Raw genomic sequence first — 15,862 nt, forward strand, 5'->3', positions numbered from 1 at the left:
CTATTTTTCCCTCACACTGATGGATATACGCCGGTCCTTTTTCCTTTCTTCATCCGGTGCGCCGGCCGGGGCTTTGGCAAATTGTGCGCCATAGCCTTCTGCGCCCAGTAGCTGGTCCGCATCCACCTGCATGCCCTGCAGGGAGCTTAGCACGGCATCGGCACGGGCCCGGGAGAGCTGCACATTGGCCAGGCTGTCGCCGGTACGGTCCGTGTACCCGCCAATCTTTATTTTGGCTTTAGGGAAAGCTTTCAGGATGGCGGCAATATGCTGTACCTGCTCGCGGCTGTCTTCCGTCAGTTCCGAGCCGCCGCTTTTGAAGTTCAGGTTATCAAAGTCAAACCATACATCTTTCCCGGCCGGCCGGCTGTCATCTTTCAGGAACTGCACCAACTGGTCCTCGATGCCGCCTTTATAGGCGTTCAGCGTAACGCCGTCCGGCAGGGTCACCTTAATGCTTTCGCGGGGGATGGCAACTTCGGCATTATCCACCGGGGCAATGAGCGGGTCCACCGCGTTGGGGCTGGCGGCGGCAATGCTGTCGGTAGCCACGTCGTCCGTGATGTTACCGCCTCCGCAGCCCCTGGCCAGGTACCAGAGCAGCACAATAGCCACCAGGATCAGCAGCAGGGACCATATCCAGCGGTTGCTGCCGGCTACCTGCCGGGTGGTTTCCACCGGGGAGCCCTGCACCCTGGCGCCGATGTTATCCGCCATGCCGGACAGCTTTTTGCCCAGCTCGCCCAGGCTGCCCAGTCCTAACAGGCCGGCCAGGTTAAAGCCGGGAGGCACGGCAGACAGGATGTTGTCCTGCTGGGTGTTCAAAAAAGTGAGGAAACCGGCCGCATTCAGGCCCTGGTCTGCTGCATGCTCGCCGGCTACGCCCAGGGCGGCAGGCGTGGCCGCGTTCAGCAGGGTGCCGGCAGAAGAGGCTTTAATACCCGCAAAGGAGGCCACGGCAGTGGTAACGGCAGCCACTTTGTTGCCAAACAGGCCCTGCAGCCATTCCGTGCCCTTGTTCAGCCAGCCGTTGGCATTCTGCTGCAGGGCACCGCTGATCACGGAAGGCGTATTGGCCCCCACGGCTTCCCGCGCCATGGCCAGCGCGCTGGTAGCATCGCCCTGCGGGCCGGCTTTGTGCAAAAGCCCGGTGAGAATGGTGGGAACAATGCTGCTGATGGCTTTTTGAATACCCGTTTCGCTTTCGCCCAGCCGGGCCGCCGCCTGGGACACCACATCCCCGGTAAAAAGTCCTTTCACTGCGGATAAGAGATCGAAAGACATTTGGTGCAAGTTTAGAAGTGAACAAATACATACAACATTCACTGATCCTATTTGTTTAAAACAAACACCGGTCCATATAGTAAGAGGTAGGAAGTAGGAGGTAGGAGGTAGGAAGTCCTACTTCCTACTTCTTATTTCCTACTTCCTTTATGTGAGCGTTATCCCGTTTGTCCCCCTGAAAAATTAACAGTCCATTCCGTAAAAAGCTGCAAAAAGAGCAGAAAACCAGGGTGATATATGCCAAAATTACTGATATTTTATGCTGGATCAGGTTTTGCTGGGTAGAGGGCACGGCGCCCCGGTTACCGCGAAAAAGTGAATGCGCCCCCTGATGTAAGACAAGCGGCCGGGAGGCGACCGAAACACACAAAAGGAGCAAAACAATGAACCTGAACAATTTTACCATCAAATCGCAGGAGACCCTGCAACAGGCCCAGCAACTGGCATTCAACGACCAGCACCAGGCCATAGAAACAGGGCACCTGCTGGAGGCGCTGCTGAAGGACGACGATAATGCCATAGAATACCTGCTCAAAAAGAATGACGTAAACACCGGCTTTATTACCGGCAAACTGGAAGAGCAGGTGAAGAAATACCCGAAAGTAAGCGGCACGGAGCCCGGGCAAACCCTGAGCCGCGAGGCCAACAATGCCCTGCTGCGCGCCGGCGCCAGTATCAAGGAGTTCAAGGATGAATTCGTGAGCGTGGAGCACCTGTTGCTGGGCATCCTGGGTGGCAGCGACGATACCGCCAAGCTGCTGAAAGATGCGGGCCTGACGGAAAAAGGCCTGAAAGCAGCCATTAAGGAGCTGCGCAAAGGCAGCACCGTTACTTCCCAGACGGCGGAGACCCAGTATAATTCCCTGCAGAAATACGCCAAGAACCTGAACGAGCTGGCCAGGGCCGGCAAGCTGGATCCCGTAATAGGCCGGGATGAAGAAATACGCAGAACCCTGCACATCCTGTCCCGCCGCTCCAAGAACAACCCCATCCTGGTGGGGGAGCCGGGCGTGGGTAAAACGGCGATCGTGGAAGGGCTGGCGCACCGCATCATCAACGGCGATGTGCCGGACAACCTGCGCACCAAGATCATTTATGCGCTGGACATGGGCGCACTGATGGCAGGGGCCAAGTACCGCGGTGAGTTTGAAGAAAGGCTGAAGGCCGTAGTGAAGGAAGTGTCCGAAAGCGACGGGCAGATCATCCTGTTCATAGACGAGATACATACCCTGATAGGGGCCGGCGCCATGGAAGGCGCCATGGATGCGGCCAATATACTGAAGCCCGCCCTGGCCCGCGGTGAACTGCGTGCCATAGGCGCCACCACCCTGAACGAGTACCAGAAATACTTTGAAAAAGATAAAGCCCTGGAGCGCCGTTTCCAGAAAGTGCTGGTAGACGAGCCTAGCGCAGAAGACGCCATCTCCATACTGCGTGGCCTGAAGGAGCGCTATGAGAGCCATCACCATGTACGTATTAAGGACGAGGCTATCATTGCCGCCGTGGAATTATCGCAACGCTATATATCCGACCGTTTCCTGCCGGACAAGGCCATAGACCTGATAGATGAAAGCGCGGCCAAGCTGCGCCTGGAAATGAACTCCATGCCGGAAGAGCTGGATGAGCTGGAGAGAAGGATACGGCAACTGGAAATAGAACGGGAAGCCATCAAGCGGGAAGACGATGAAGAGAAGCTGCGGGAGCTGAACGCGGAGATTGCCCGCCTGGGCGAAGAAAGGAACACTTTCAAAGCCAAATGGCAGGAAGAAAAGGAGATCGTAGACAGGATACAGAACGCGAAAGCCGCCATTGAGAACCTGAAGCAGGAAGCCGAGCAGGCGGAACGTAACGGCGATTATGGCAAGGTAGCGGAGATCCGCTACGGCAAGATCAAAGAACAGGAAGGGCTGGTAACGCAGTTTACCACCGAGCTGAACGCGCTCTCCGATAACCACAAACGCCTGCTGAAAGAAGAAGTAGATGCGGAAGATATTGCCGAAAATGTGGCGAAAGCTACCGGCATACCGGTCACCAGGCTGATGCAGAGTGAGCGCGACAAGCTGCTGCAACTGGAAGAAGAGCTGCACAAGCGCGTGGTAGGGCAGGAGGAAGCCATCATAGCCGTAGCGGACGCCATCCGGCGCAGCCGCGCCGGCCTGCAGGACCCGCGGCGCCCCATCGGATCATTCATTTTCCTGGGTACCACCGGTGTAGGTAAGACAGAGCTGGCCAAAGCATTGGCGGAATACCTGTTTGACGACGAGCGCATGATGACGCGCATAGACATGAGCGAGTACCAGGAGAAACATGCCGTGAGCCGGCTGGTAGGCGCGCCTCCGGGCTATGTAGGATATGAAGAAGGCGGTCAACTGACGGAAGCCGTGCGGCGCAAGCCCTACTCCGTGATACTGCTGGACGAGATAGAGAAAGCGCATCCCGATGTGTTCAACATCCTGCTGCAGGTGCTGGACGACGGCCGGCTGACCGATAACAAGGGCCGCGTGGTGAACTTCAAGAATACGATCATTATTATGACCAGCAACCTGGGCAGCCATATCATACAGGAGAACTTTGAGAAGATAGATGAGGGCAACCGGGAGGAAATAGTGGACAATACCCGCGAGGAAGTAATGGGCCTGCTGAAACAGACCATCCGTCCTGAATTCCTGAACAGGGTAGACGAGGTGATCATGTTCCAGCCGCTGATGCGCGAGGAGATCAAGGGTATCATCAACATCCAGTTGCAGCAGTTGAAAGATTTGCTGGGCAGGAATGGCATTAATCTTGAGTTCTCCGACTACGCGCTGGATTACCTGGCCATACAGGGCTATGACCCGCAGTTTGGCGCGCGCCCGCTCAAACGCCTGATACAGAAAGAGATCGTGAACCTGCTGAGCAAGAAGATATTGTCAGGCGACATAGATAAATCCAGGCCGGTGCTGATAGATGTGTTTGATGGAGTAGTGGTGGTAAGGAACAGTAACGGACAGCACTAAACTCCGAAGGAAATATAACAATATACAGTTACAGGAAATGCCCGGACGACTCTTCGCCCGGGTTTTTTTATTTAAATTTGGAATAAACAGCATCTTTATGATAGGCGAAAGAGAGCGCAGGTTTATGCAAATGGCAGTTGAATTATCGAGAAAGGGAATGGAGAACGGCGACGGCGGCCCCTTTGGCTCCGTGGTGGTAAAAGGAGAGGAGGTGGTAGGAAAAGGCTGGAACCAGGTATTGCTGCTGAACGATCCCACGGCGCATGCCGAAGTGGTGGCCATACGCGATGCCTGCCGGCACCTGGGCACTTTCCAGTTGCATGACTGCGAGATCTATACTTCCTGCGAGCCCTGCCCCATGTGCCTGGGCGCTATTTACTGGGCCCGTCCCCAGCGGGTTTATTTTGCCAACACCAAAGAAGACGCCGCTGCTATCGCATTCGACGATTCCTTCATTTACCAGGAAATAGACGTGCCCCACAGCAGCAAGAAGATACCGTTCATTTCATTTCCCGATGCGGGTGCGCTGCAGGTGTTCAGGGAATGGAAAGACAAGGGGGATAAAACGCTGTATTGACGGGCGGTGTTACTTCATGAAAAAATGTAAGGCCCAGTACCCTGCCGCCAGCAGAAAGAGTACAGCCAGTATGATCAGGATGAGTTGCATGTAATAGTCGGCGGAGCGTTCAGGACGCTTGCGGCGATTCTTCCTGCGGAGCTTATGCAACAGTTGCCATTTCATTTCCCTTACCCAAACGGGTATATTTTCTTTTTGCGCTATGGCGGCCAGCCCTTCCAGCGCATCGCTGCACAGCTCACAATCCGCTACGTGTTTCTCTATCTCATGCTGGGCGGCAGGGCTCAGCTTACCCTGCACATAGTCCAGCAGCTCCTGTTGGGTAGGGCATTGCGTAGTGGTTACAAATATGTCGTTCAGATCCGCTTTCATCATTAACGTTTATGGCTGGGTTGCTTTTCCAGCAACTGTTTTAAATTCCGCTTCCCGTTCTGGATATAGCTTTTTACCTGCAGCAGCGTATAACCGGTTTTATCGGCTATTTGCTGGTAGGATAGTTTGGACAGGTAGAACAGCCGGATGCAGGTGCGCTGCTCCTCGTTCAGGCGATCCAGCGCCTGTTCCATATTTTCCAGGAGCTGGTCCTTTTCCTTATGCCCGGAGAGGTCTTCCGGTTCCGGCGCAGCAGGCATATGCTTGTCGGATATCTCTTCCTGGTATTTCACATGCTTTTGCCGCAGTTGCATCAGGCAGTGGTTCCTGGCTACCTGGTATATCCATGCCCGGAAGTATTGTATCTCATGCCGGTTGATCTCCGACAATACTTTCAGGAATACCTGCTGTACGCTGTCCCTGGCATCCTCTTCATTTTTCAGGTATTTCATGCACATACCCAGCAGCAATACGGCATAGCGGTCAAACAGGATGCCGATCCAGTCCCCGTTATTATCCGCTTTGTAGCGTCGTAATAATTCTTCGTCGGTTAAAGGCGGGTTGTTATTCACAGGTCAAAGATAGAAATTAATGTGCGGATGTACGGGTATTTACAGGTTGTCTAACGCTTGCTGGGCGGCCTGTTTCATGCTGCCATCCATCCGTACCACTTCCTTGAACATGCGCCGGGCGCGGCCGTTCTGTTTCTTTTCACGGTAGCAGATGCCCAACTGGTAGCGCGCCAGTTCGCCCACGCGGCCGGTGTTGGAAGTCAGCCGTTTATAGCGGGAAATAGCTTCATTGAGATCGCCCTGCTGCTGGTATACCATGGCGGCCTTGTAGAGGAACTCATCCGTGTCCATGGCGGTGGAAGTAGCAGGTTTGGCGGGAGGGGGCGTAGCCGGCGGGGGAGCCTGGGTTTTGGCGACCGTGGTGGCCGGCGTATCCTTTTCCTTTTCCTCTTTCGGTGTGTTGGCCGCGGTGGCCGGTTTCTTCACAGAATCCTCTGTTTTGGGCGCCGGCGGCGTTGGTGCGGCCCTGGTTACCACGATGCTGTCTGCTGCCGGCTTTTGCGGCGCCGGCGGCGCTGCTTTGACCGTATCTTTCCGGGGAGCAGCGGCAACGGGTATTTCGCTCTTGTCTGCCAGGCTTGCTTCCTGGTGGCGGGCGCTATCCGGTGGCGGCGTGGTGGACATGGCGGCAGCCGGCACGATGGGTAAAGCCGCGGGACGGGCCATGACCGGCTTGTTGCGGTTATATTCCTGCATCAGGTACAGTCCTGCGCCACCGCCGGCAATAAAGGCCACTACCCAGAAGTAGATGAGCAGGCTTTCCCGCTTCTTGGACTTCCGGATATAGCGTTCCATTTTCTGCAACTGGGACACCGGCTTGATGCTGTCGCGGATATACTGCTGTATGCCGGCGGAAAGGGTTTGGTATTGCTCCATTTGCCCTTCTTTTTGCAGGGATTGCAAGGCTTCATAGCATAGGTCGCAGTCTACCAGGTGCTGCTCTACCAGGTGTTTTTCAATATCGGTGAGCCTGCCTTCCAGGTACCTGGGCAGCTGATCTTTATTAAGGCAGCGGATGCCGGCAAAGATCTTCAGCAATTTTTCGTTATGGGTAAAATTATCTGACATAGGTTTGATTCGTAAGTTGCATAGCCAGCCTGCTCTTTGCTTTCTTCAGGAGTTGTCTTACTTTTTCCGTTGTATATCCTTTTTGAGCGGCGAGGCCGGTAAAGGTTTGGTTTTCGAGGTAGAATTGTTCCACCAGGAAGCGGTCTTCTGTGCTCAGCCCGGACAGCGCTTTCTGCACCTGTGCGATCAGCGCCTGTTTCTCTATGGTATTGGTGGCGGCTTTCTCCACCCTGTTTTCCGTATGTAGCTGGTCCCTGGCATCCCGGGAAGGGTAGTAGGGCACCTGTTTTTCCGGGTTGGCAAAATAGCTTTTGATGGTTTGATGTATCCATTCATTCGCCTTCTGGATGGTTTGGGTCTTGAGACTGTTGCTCAGGCGTTGCAGCAGGGAAGGAAAAAGGGTTTGCGGGTTGGTGCCGGGATTGTTCCTGAATGACGGTAAACAAACAGCCACCAGCAAATGACTGTATCTTTCCAACAAAACGCCCTCCGCCTCCCGGTCCTTCAATTTACGGGCCCTGGAGATCAGTTCTTTATCTGAAAGATTCCTTAGTTGCTGGTACATCGTCTTATTATCTATATTTACGTATAAATGCGAAAATGGTTCACTTGCTTTTGCATTATTTCCTTAAAATAATAACATAGTAATTATACAATTAATATGCCATATGCCATTATTGTAGTACCGGTCATGCCTTTGCGGGCAACAGCTTCCCACAAAAGCGAAATGATCTCCCAGGGGCTATGGGGAGAATGCGTCACCCTGCTGGAAACAGGCGCCGACGGATGGGTAAGGGTAAAATGCCAGTTTGACGGTTACGAGGGCTGGGCTACCGCCAGTCACCTGGAAACGATTGACCAGCAGCTATTTGACGCACCCTACACCCACTACGCCCCGCACTGGGTAACGCCGGTCAGCATCAACGGCTGGCCCATGTACATACCCTATGGGTGCCTGGTAAAGGCGCCCGGTGTAAAACGTACGGTCTGGGGAAAAGCGGAGGTACAATTTGAGGAAATTCACCCGTTGGCCCCGCAGGAGGGGCAGCCTTCCGGGGACAGCCTCATGCGCATTGCCTCCCGTTTTCTGAACTGCGGCTATCTCTGGGGCGGCCGGTCCGTGTTTGGCATAGACTGTTCGGGGTTTACCCAGTCTGTCTACAAGCTGCTGAATGTGCCCCTGCTGCGGGATGCCTACCAGCAGGCCACCCAGGGCGTTACGGTAGATTTCCTGCAGGAAGCGCGTACCGGCGACCTGGCTTTCTTCGACAACGAGGAGGGGCATATTACCCATGTGGGCATCCTGCTGAATGATCACGAGATCATACATGCATCCGGTAAGGTGAGGATAGATGCCATTGACAACCAGGGTATCATCAATACCGATACCGGGCTGCGCACCCATAAGCTGAGGATCATCAGGAGGCTGGTGAAAGGTGAATAGCCGGGCCATTCACCTTTCGCGCTTTACCATTAGTTGGTGAACATGCTTTCGTATTGCCGGATGCTCTCTTCAATGATCTTTTCGGCTACCGCTTTGTTCTGGAACTCTTCCACCTTTACGGTCTTGTTTTCCAGCTTTTTGTATTCTTCGAAGAAGTGACGCATTTCAGCAATGAAGTGGGGCGGCAGCTCCGCAATATCGTTGATATGGTTCACGCTCATGTCGTTGGCTGCCACGGCTATGATCTTATCGTCCGCCTCGCCGCTGTCTATCATCTGCATCACGCCGATCACCTTTGCCTCCATGATACAGAGGGGCACTACATCCACCTGGGAAAGGATCAGGATGTCCAGGGGGTCATGATCGTCGCAGTAGGTGCGGGGTATAAAGCCATAATTGGCCGGGTAGTATACGGAGGAGTACAGCACCCTGTCCAGCTTTAACAGCCCGCTTTCCTTATCCAGCTCGTATTTGGCGCGGCAACCTTTAGGTATTTCAATAATTGCATTCACGATGTGCGGCGCCTCTGATCCGGGGCTAACACTATGCCATGGATTTGTTGTCATATTCTGCTTCTTTTGCTTTTATGGTTACTCCAATTGATTTTTAATGTTTCATGTTCACCAATGTGCTTTCATTGTTCGTCTGCCGGTAAATGGTTGACTTACAGGGGCTGGCCATTGCATTCCCGGCGGCACTGGCAAATGTGCCGGCAAAAATAAAGCGCAGGCAGAAGAATTAAAAATTAATCATTAACAATTAATAGTACTTATAACAGTAGTGCTTTATGAAAGAACCGGTGTTACGACTATTAATTATTCATTTTTAGCTATTAATTTATTTTACCTGGGCGGGCGGCATTAAGGTATCCGGTTGCATCATGGTGCTGGAATCGAAAGAAGCGGGCGGTATGTAGTTAGGGATAATGCTTTCGAAGGTAAGGGATATCTTCCATTGCCCGTGCTCCTTCACCAGCTGCAACATCTCCTTCTGTTTGGAGGAGGAGTTGAGCACGGTAACGGTAGCTTTGTCGCCGTTTTCCTGGCTGTCGATCACCTCTATTCTTGCGTTCCTGATCTTTTCGCGTTCGGCTTCATTCCGGCGGGCATCAAAGAAAGAATAGAGTTGTATCACCTGTTGCGACTCTTTGGTGGCGTACTCCCTGGCCTGTTCAAAGTTGGATTCCTGGATGGCATGCATGAATTCAAGCGCCACTTCCTGTGGTGTAGCTCTTTGCTTACAGCCGCTCAGCAAGACTCCTGTTAAAAGCACCAGGGTAAGAATCCGCAAATAATTGGTCATGCAGTTGCTGAATTAAAATAACATTAACAAAAATAGGGGGAAAGTCTAAATCTACAAAGAAAGCGGTAAAGCGATCATTCATCAACTGCAGGCTGCCACCGGTAACGTCCCCGTATTCAGGCGTTGAACATACTATAAACGCTGTTAAGGAAGTGTTAATTGTAGCAGTTAGCTGCGCGCAGCTAACTGCTTTTTATTCAGTGTTCTTCCTTGTCCTTGTCGTAAGCCCGGATAATCGCTTTTACCAGGCGGTGCCTTACCACGTCCTCTTCATCGAGCTGCAGGTAACCGATGCCGTCAATATGCCGCAGGATGCGGGTAGCCTTTTCCAGGCCGGATTTCTGGTTCTTCGGCAGGTCTATCTGCGTAAGGTCGCCGGTAATGATGGCCTTGGCAGAGGCGCCGATACGGGTCAGGAACATTTTAAGCTGCAGATCGGTGGCGTTCTGGGCCTCATCCAGGATAATGAAGGAATTGTCCAGTGTACGGCCACGCATATACGCCAGGGGAGCTATTTCTATTACGCGGTTGGTCATAAAATAGCTCAGCTTATCAGCCGGTATCATATCATCCAGCGCGTCGTACAGGGGGCGCAGGTAAGGGTCTATCTTTTCCTTCAGGTCGCCGGGAAGGAAGCCCAGGCTTTCGCCGGCTTCCACGGCAGGGCGGGTCAGGATGATCTTGCGTACGGCCTTGTTCTTGAGGGCGCGCACGGCCAGGGCTACTGCCGTATAAGTTTTACCGGTACCGGCGGGGCCAATGGCGAATACGATATCGTTCTTTTCCGCCAGTGCCACCATTTTCTGCTGGTTGGCGGTCCTGGCCCTTACGGTGCGCCCGTTGGGACCAAAAACCAGCACGTCGTTGGGGTTGCGCTCCGTGAAGTTGTCCACGCTTTCCTCATCGCCCAGCAGTTGTTCAAAATAACCTTCTGTCAGGTTGCCGTTCCGTTCCAGGTATTTTACGATCTGGCCTATCTTATCCTTTGCGGTAGCTACCTCTTCAGGCGCGCCTGACAGTTTGAGCTGGGTACCCCTGGAAAGTATTTTCAGCAGCGGATATTTCTTTTTGAGCAGGTCCAGTTTTCCGTTATTTACTCCAAAAAACTCGATAGGATTGATACTATCCAAGTTGATGATTGATTCTGTCAATTATAGTACGGTTTTAAACTAAATGTTTGTAATATAAGCGTTTTTAAAGCAAACCGGGCGGCATATTTGTTAAGCAATTACTAAATCCTGCAACCGCGCGGGTTATCTCGGGCCTGCATCTATGCCACCAGGCAGGCCTCCTTCCAAAGGTACGCCTAATACCGGTAAGGAAGAACAGGCAGGCGCTACACCGGGCTGCGCGACCGCCATACCAGCCGCAGCAATAATTGCGCCATAGCTGTTTTGTTGTCATTCATGCACCGCCTCTTACCTTGCCGGGGGTACGGAAAGTTATTTGCCGTCAAAGATATCTAACCTTTGATAATTGTGAAAATGGGGAAACGAATTTATTCTTACATTTAAGTTTTGTAATAATCCCCTACTATGAACCGGCTTAATTTGATTTTTATCGTGGACGATGATCCAATACATCAGCAAATAGCAAAGATCATGATAGAAAGGCAGGGGATCAGCCAGGACATGCGGACCTTCTCAGACGCCCAGGAAGTGCTGGACTACCTGCAGGGATATGCCGGGCATGGCGAACCGCTGCCCGATGTGATACTGCTGGACCTGAACATGCCTGTAATGGACGGATGGGATTTCCTGGAAGCATACGCGGGGTTCCAGGATAGCCTGCCCGGGAACATCCGGATCTATGTATTAACCTCCTCTATTGACGAGAATGACCGTGAAAGAGTGCGGGCCTATTCCTTTGTGAAAGGTTACCTTACCAAACCCCTGACCAGGGACGTTATTTTGCAACTGGCGGAGCAGTAGGATGCAGGTCAGCTTTGCTTCAGTTGTTTGATCACGGTTGCCGGGTCGGCGGCGGAAAATACCGTACTGCCTGCTACCAGCACGTCTGCGCCGGCTTCCACAATCGCAGCGGCGTTCTCTACCGTCACACCACCATCTACTTCCACCAGGGCATGCGCCTGCTGCCCGTTGATCAGGGCCCTGAGCTGCCGCAGCTTGGGCAGGGTTTGCGGGATAAAGGACTGCCCGCCAAAGCCGGGATTCACGCTCATAATCAGCACTACATCTATGTCCCGGATAATGTTTTCCAGTACCTGTACCGGCGTATGCGGGTTCAGTGCCACGCCGGCCTTCATGCCCAGGGCTTTGATCTGCTGGATATTGCGGTGCAGGTGCACGCAGGCTTCCGCGTGCACGGTCAGTATGTTGGCGCCGGCTTTCTGAAAGGCTTCGGCATATTGTTCGGGATGCTCGATCATCAGGTGCACGTCGCAGGTTTTGCGGGCCTGCCTGGTAACATGCGCTATAACGGGAATGCCAAAACTGATGTTGGGTACAAACTGCCCGTCCATTACGTCCAGGTGCAGCCAGTCGGCCTCGCTGCGGTTCACCATATCCACGGCTTTGCCCAGCTCCAGGAAGTTGGCCGCCAGTAAGGAAGGCGCCACCAATACGTTCTTTTTTTCCATGCTGTAAAGCTAAATAAATTCCGCTTTCCCGGATCAGCGGGATAATTTATCCCAGGCCGCCCTGGCTTCGGGATACTCCTTGCGGAAGGAAAGCGCTTTTGCATAATCGCTGAGGGCGGCATTCTTGTCGCCCAGTTGCTCATGGCAAAGCCCGCGGTAGTAATAGGCTTCCGCATCGGTGGGGCTGGCCCTGGCAGCCATGCTAAAATAGGCCAGCGCGGACTTCCACTGCCGGTGCCGTACGCCCAGCTTGCCCAGCGCGGTATAGGCGGCCGCGTAGTCCGGGTCTGCCACTATACAGCGTTTATACGTGGCAGTGGCTTCCTTTGTTTTCCCCAGCTCCTCGTAGTATTGCCCCATTTCATAGAGCGGCTCCGCATTCACGGAGTCCTGGCGGTAGGCCAGCTCATAGTAGCGGGCCGCGTTTGCCGCCCGGGTGGCCCGCAGCAGGCCGGCCAGCTCCATCACGGCCTCGTACTCGCTTTGTACACCGGCCGCTTCTACGGCGGTTTTCAGGTGGGCAATAGCGCCCAGGGTATCTTTACGGTCTTCCGCCATGCGGGCTTTCAGGTAAAAGGCCTGTGCATAGGCTTCCGGCTGTTTTTCCAGTACCGTGGCCAGGCTGTCTGCCCGCCCGTATTGCCCGCTTTCCACCCAGGCCATGGCCAGGCGGTATTGCAGGTAGGCATTACCGGGCATGGTATGCAGGGCTTTTTCAAAGAAAATGGCAGCCGTATCATAGCGTTCGTTCACCAGTGCGGCTTCGCCGGCCCCGGCCCAGTGGTCGGTAACGGCAGGCTGCATGGCGGCGGCTTTCTCAAAATCGGCCTGGGCCAGCAGCGGGTGGGTATTGAACAGCAGCAGGCCCCGCCGGAAATACAGGTCTGCATGGTCCGGGAACCGGAGGATGGAGTCTGTCAGCGGTTGCAGCAGGGGCGTATGCAATACGGAGTCCGCAGCATTGGCCGCCTGCCGGTTGGAGGACTTGTCCACGCAGGACAGGCAAAAGATCAATAGCAGTAAAGGGAGATATTTCATAATCCAAATTCCAAATTCCAAAATCCAAATCCCAAAATCCAAAATTCCCAAATCCAAAGTTAATACAAGTGCGCATTTACAATCAGAAACTATCATTTAATAGGACTTTGCGGCACGTGTTTGGGATTTGGATTTTGGATTTTGGAATTTCAGTTATGCTGCATCATCCATGCTTTCAGCGAGGCATAGTCATTGGGCAGGGGCACGGCGTTTTTAGGCAGCGCGTACAGGGCCTGCACCCTTTCCGGCACATGAATGGCTTCCCGCAGGCTTTCCGGCGCGGTGTCCGCAAACTTTACCGGGTGGGCGGTTTCCAGGAAAACGCCGGTAACGCTGCTGTGCTGCTGCATGTATTGCTTTAATCCCAGGTAGCCTACGGCGCCATGGGGGTCCAGCATATAGTCATGCGCCTGCCATACCTGCTCCATTACCGCCAGGGTCTGCTGGTCCGTAAAGCTGGAGGACGACATTTTTTGCTGCAGGCCGGGCAGGCTGTTGGAAACTAACTGTAATATGCGTACGAAGTTGCTCGGGTCTGCCACGTCCATGGCGTTGGAGAGGGTAGGCTGTGCCGGGTGCGGTTCGTACCGGCCGCTCTGCATAAAGCGGGGCACGGTGTCATTCACATTGGTGCTGGCAATAAAATGCTTTACGGGCAGCCCCATCGCCGCGGCCATCATACCGGCGCAGATATTGCCGAAGTTGCCGCTGGGCACGGAGAATACGAGATCCGGGTTGGCCCCGGCCATTTTCAGTTGTTTGGCGGCCAGCAGGTAGTAGAACATCTGCGGCAGCCAGCGTGCCACGTTGATGGAGTTGGCGGAGGTAAGCAGGCATTGCTGCTGCAGCTCCGCGTCCAGGAAGGCGGTTTTTACCATACGCTGGCAGTCGTCAAAGGTGCCGGCTATTTCCAGGGCGGTAATGTTGCCGTTCAGGGTGGTGAGCTGCTTTTCCTGCAGGGTGCTTACCTTGCCGGCAGGGTAGAGGATCACCACCTTTACGCCCGGCACATGGTGGAAGCCGTGGGCCACGGCGCCGCCGGTATCGCCGGAAGTGGCTACCAGCACGGTTACCGGCCGGACATCATTGCGGCGGAAATAACCCAGGCAGCCGGCCATAAAGCGGGCGCCTACATCCTTAAAGGCCAGGGTGGGGCCATGGAACAGCTCCAGCGCATACACATCCTTTTCCACCGGGTGCAGGGGGAAAGGAAAGCTGAGCGTATCCTGGATGATCTGCTGCAGCACGGCAGCGGGTATCTCGTCGCCTACAAAGGGCTGTATGGCCCGGTAGGCAATGTCAAAATCGTCGTAGTTCTCCAGGAAATCCACCAGGTCTTTTTCAAGTGCAGGGATATGGTCCGGAAAGTACAGTCCCTTGTCAGGCGCCAGGCCCTGTACCACGGCCTGTTCAAATGAAACACGGTGTTGCTTATCCTGTAAACTGAAGTATTGCATTGTTGTTTAAGTGTAAAATGTGAAAAGTGAATGGATAAAAGGGAAAGGGAGAAGGGAGAATGGGAAACAGCGTATTGTCTTCGTTTTCCTTTTTCCCTTCTCCCTTTCCCTTTTATCCATTATTCAAAACTTTCACCCCTTCCTTGTTGATGGGGGAAACATGTACTTTGTAGTCTACGCCCAGCGGGGCATAGATGCCGTCCATCGTGGCGGCCACTTTCCGGGCGGTTTCCTCGCCCTTGCTTAGCATGAACACGGAAGGGCCGGAGCCGGAGATACCGCCGCCCAGGGCGCCTGCCTCCCGGCATTTGAGCTTCAGCTCGTAAAAGGCGGGTATCAGGATGGCGCGCACCGGCTCCACGATCACGTCTTCCAGCGCGCGGCTGATGAGGCCATAGTTTTGCTGGTACAGGCCGGCCACCAGGGCGCCTACATTGCCCCACTGGCGGATGGCGTCCGTCATCAGCACTTTCTGCTTCAGTATTTCCCGGGCGTCGGAGGTCTTTACTTCTATCTGGGGATGTATCACGGTCACCCACAGGTCGTCCGGCGTATGCAGGCCGGTAATGTCCAGGGGCTTGTAGCTTCTTACCAGGGTAAAGCCGCCCATAATGGCCGGGGCCACATTGTCCGCATGGGCGGCGCCGCTGGCCAGGCGCTCGCCTTCCATGGCAAAGCGCACCAGTTGCTTGGGCGTAAAGGGCTGTCCCAGCAGGTGGTTGGCACCTACTACCGCACCGGCGGAGCTGGCGGCGCTGGAGCCGATGCCGCTGCCGGGCTGTATGTGCTTGAATATCTCCACTTCGAAGCCCACGGCCGGGTTGTCATACTTCTGCAGCAACGCCTGGAGGGCCACCCCTGCCACGTTCTGCGCAGCGTCGGTAGACAGGCGGGCGCCGTGCACGGCCTTGATCTGCACACCGGGCAGGTCGCTTTTGCGGATGATCATCTCATCGCCGGGCGCGTCCATCGCCAGCCCGATCACGTCAAACCCGCATGCCACGTTGGCTACGGTAGCCGGGGCAAATACTTTTATACAGTCCATAATTGATCTTGAGCATTAATAGTGAATGTAAAATGTAAAATTCTAAGTGTAAAATGTAGAAGTTAGTAGATATGTTTCAATGTAAACCGGATTGTCTCAATAATGCGC

General features: G+C 54.1%; 16 protein-coding genes. 4 read left to right on the forward strand and 12 right to left on the reverse strand.

The features are described from left to right. On the reverse strand, positions 1-1,284 hold the full coding sequence (locus tag LX66_RS15880) for an OmpA family protein (protein WP_145715189.1): 1,284 nt from the start codon (positions 1,282-1,284) through the stop codon (positions 1-3). A 383-nt stretch (positions 1,285-1,667) separates the two neighbouring features. On the opposite strand from LX66_RS15880, the gene clpB reads away from it, so the two are divergent. After that, positions 1,668-4,280: an ATP-dependent chaperone ClpB gene (gene clpB, locus LX66_RS15885; RefSeq protein WP_145715191.1), complete on the forward strand. Its 2,613-nt coding sequence runs from the start codon at positions 1,668-1,670 to the stop codon at positions 4,278-4,280. A gap of 97 nt (positions 4,281-4,377) precedes the next feature. Then, positions 4,378-4,857: a nucleoside deaminase gene (locus LX66_RS15890; protein WP_145715192.1), complete on the forward strand. Its 480-nt coding sequence runs from the start codon at positions 4,378-4,380 to the stop codon at positions 4,855-4,857. Positions 4,858-4,866: 9 nt separating this feature from the next. Here the strand turns inward: LX66_RS15890 and LX66_RS15895 are convergent, their stop codons facing one another. Genes LX66_RS15895 through LX66_RS15910 form a run of 4 tightly spaced genes read right to left on the reverse strand, consistent with a single transcriptional unit; the run spans position 4,867 to position 7,434 of the window. Then, positions 4,867-5,232 (reverse strand): anti-sigma factor, encoded by a 366-nt coding sequence (locus tag LX66_RS15895; protein ID WP_145715194.1) that lies wholly within the window; start codon positions 5,230-5,232, stop codon positions 4,867-4,869. Then, entirely contained in the window at positions 5,232-5,801 is a 570-nt protein-coding gene (locus LX66_RS15900) for an RNA polymerase sigma factor (protein WP_145715197.1), read from the reverse strand. The genes LX66_RS15895 and LX66_RS15900 overlap by 1 nt, the downstream gene beginning before the upstream one ends. 39 nt (positions 5,802-5,840) lie before the next feature. Beyond that, complete coding sequence (locus tag LX66_RS15905; RefSeq protein WP_145715199.1) at positions 5,841-6,869, reverse strand: tetratricopeptide repeat protein; 1,029 nt, start codon at positions 6,867-6,869, stop codon at positions 5,841-5,843. Further along, positions 6,859-7,434, reverse strand: a complete 576-nt coding sequence (locus LX66_RS15910; protein WP_145715201.1) for a sigma-70 RNA polymerase sigma factor region 4 domain-containing protein — start codon at positions 7,432-7,434, stop codon at positions 6,859-6,861. Before LX66_RS15910 ends, LX66_RS15905 begins: the two co-directional genes overlap by 11 nt. Before the next feature lie 96 nt (positions 7,435-7,530). On the opposite strand from LX66_RS15910, the gene LX66_RS15915 reads away from it, so the two are divergent. Then, positions 7,531-8,313, forward strand: coding sequence for a C40 family peptidase (locus tag LX66_RS15915; RefSeq protein WP_145715202.1), 783 nt, complete (start codon positions 7,531-7,533; stop codon positions 8,311-8,313). A gap of 29 nt (positions 8,314-8,342) precedes the next feature. Here LX66_RS15915 and LX66_RS15920 read toward each other — a convergent pair whose 3' ends face one another. The 3 genes from LX66_RS15920 to LX66_RS15930 form a co-directional block, all read right to left on the reverse strand. Further along, a complete protein-coding gene (locus tag LX66_RS15920; protein ID WP_145715203.1) occupies positions 8,343-8,879 on the reverse strand; it encodes an inorganic diphosphatase in 537 nt (178 codons plus the stop codon). Positions 8,880-9,150: 271 nt separating this feature from the next. Continuing rightward, positions 9,151-9,615 carry a DUF4878 domain-containing protein gene (locus tag LX66_RS15925; RefSeq protein ID WP_145715204.1) on the reverse strand — a complete coding sequence of 155 codons (465 nt, stop codon included), beginning with the start codon at positions 9,613-9,615 and terminating at the stop codon, positions 9,151-9,153. Between the two features lie 197 nt (positions 9,616-9,812). Continuing rightward, positions 9,813-10,766 (reverse strand): PhoH family protein, encoded by a 954-nt coding sequence (locus LX66_RS15930; RefSeq protein ID WP_145715205.1) that lies wholly within the window; start codon positions 10,764-10,766, stop codon positions 9,813-9,815. Between the two features lie 384 nt (positions 10,767-11,150). On the opposite strand from LX66_RS15930, the gene LX66_RS15935 reads away from it, so the two are divergent. After that, positions 11,151-11,546 (forward strand): response regulator, encoded by a 396-nt coding sequence (locus LX66_RS15935; RefSeq protein ID WP_145715207.1) that lies wholly within the window; start codon positions 11,151-11,153, stop codon positions 11,544-11,546. Between the two features lie 8 nt (positions 11,547-11,554). On the opposite strand, the gene rpe is transcribed toward LX66_RS15935, so the two are convergent. The 4 genes from rpe to LX66_RS15955 all read right to left on the reverse strand — a co-directional run bounded on the left by rpe (position 11,555) and on the right by LX66_RS15955 (position 15,754). Then, positions 11,555-12,214: a ribulose-phosphate 3-epimerase gene (gene rpe, locus LX66_RS15940; RefSeq protein ID WP_145715208.1), complete on the reverse strand. Its 660-nt coding sequence runs from the start codon at positions 12,212-12,214 to the stop codon at positions 11,555-11,557. 33 nt (positions 12,215-12,247) lie between these two features. Further along, entirely contained in the window at positions 12,248-13,252 is a 1,005-nt protein-coding gene (locus LX66_RS15945; protein WP_211366250.1) for a tetratricopeptide repeat protein, read from the reverse strand. A 149-nt stretch (positions 13,253-13,401) separates the two neighbouring features. Next, positions 13,402-14,709: a threonine synthase gene (gene thrC / locus LX66_RS15950; RefSeq protein ID WP_145715210.1), complete on the reverse strand. Its 1,308-nt coding sequence runs from the start codon at positions 14,707-14,709 to the stop codon at positions 13,402-13,404. 112 nt (positions 14,710-14,821) lie between these two features. After that, positions 14,822-15,754 carry a homoserine kinase gene (locus LX66_RS15955; RefSeq protein ID WP_145715211.1) on the reverse strand — a complete coding sequence of 311 codons (933 nt, stop codon included), beginning with the start codon at positions 15,752-15,754 and terminating at the stop codon, positions 14,822-14,824. Positions 15,755-15,862 lie beyond the last annotated feature (108 nt).

Source organism: Chitinophaga japonensis (assembly GCF_007830125.1).
Taxonomy (GTDB): Bacteria; Bacteroidota; Bacteroidia; order Chitinophagales; family Chitinophagaceae; genus Chitinophaga; species Chitinophaga japonensis.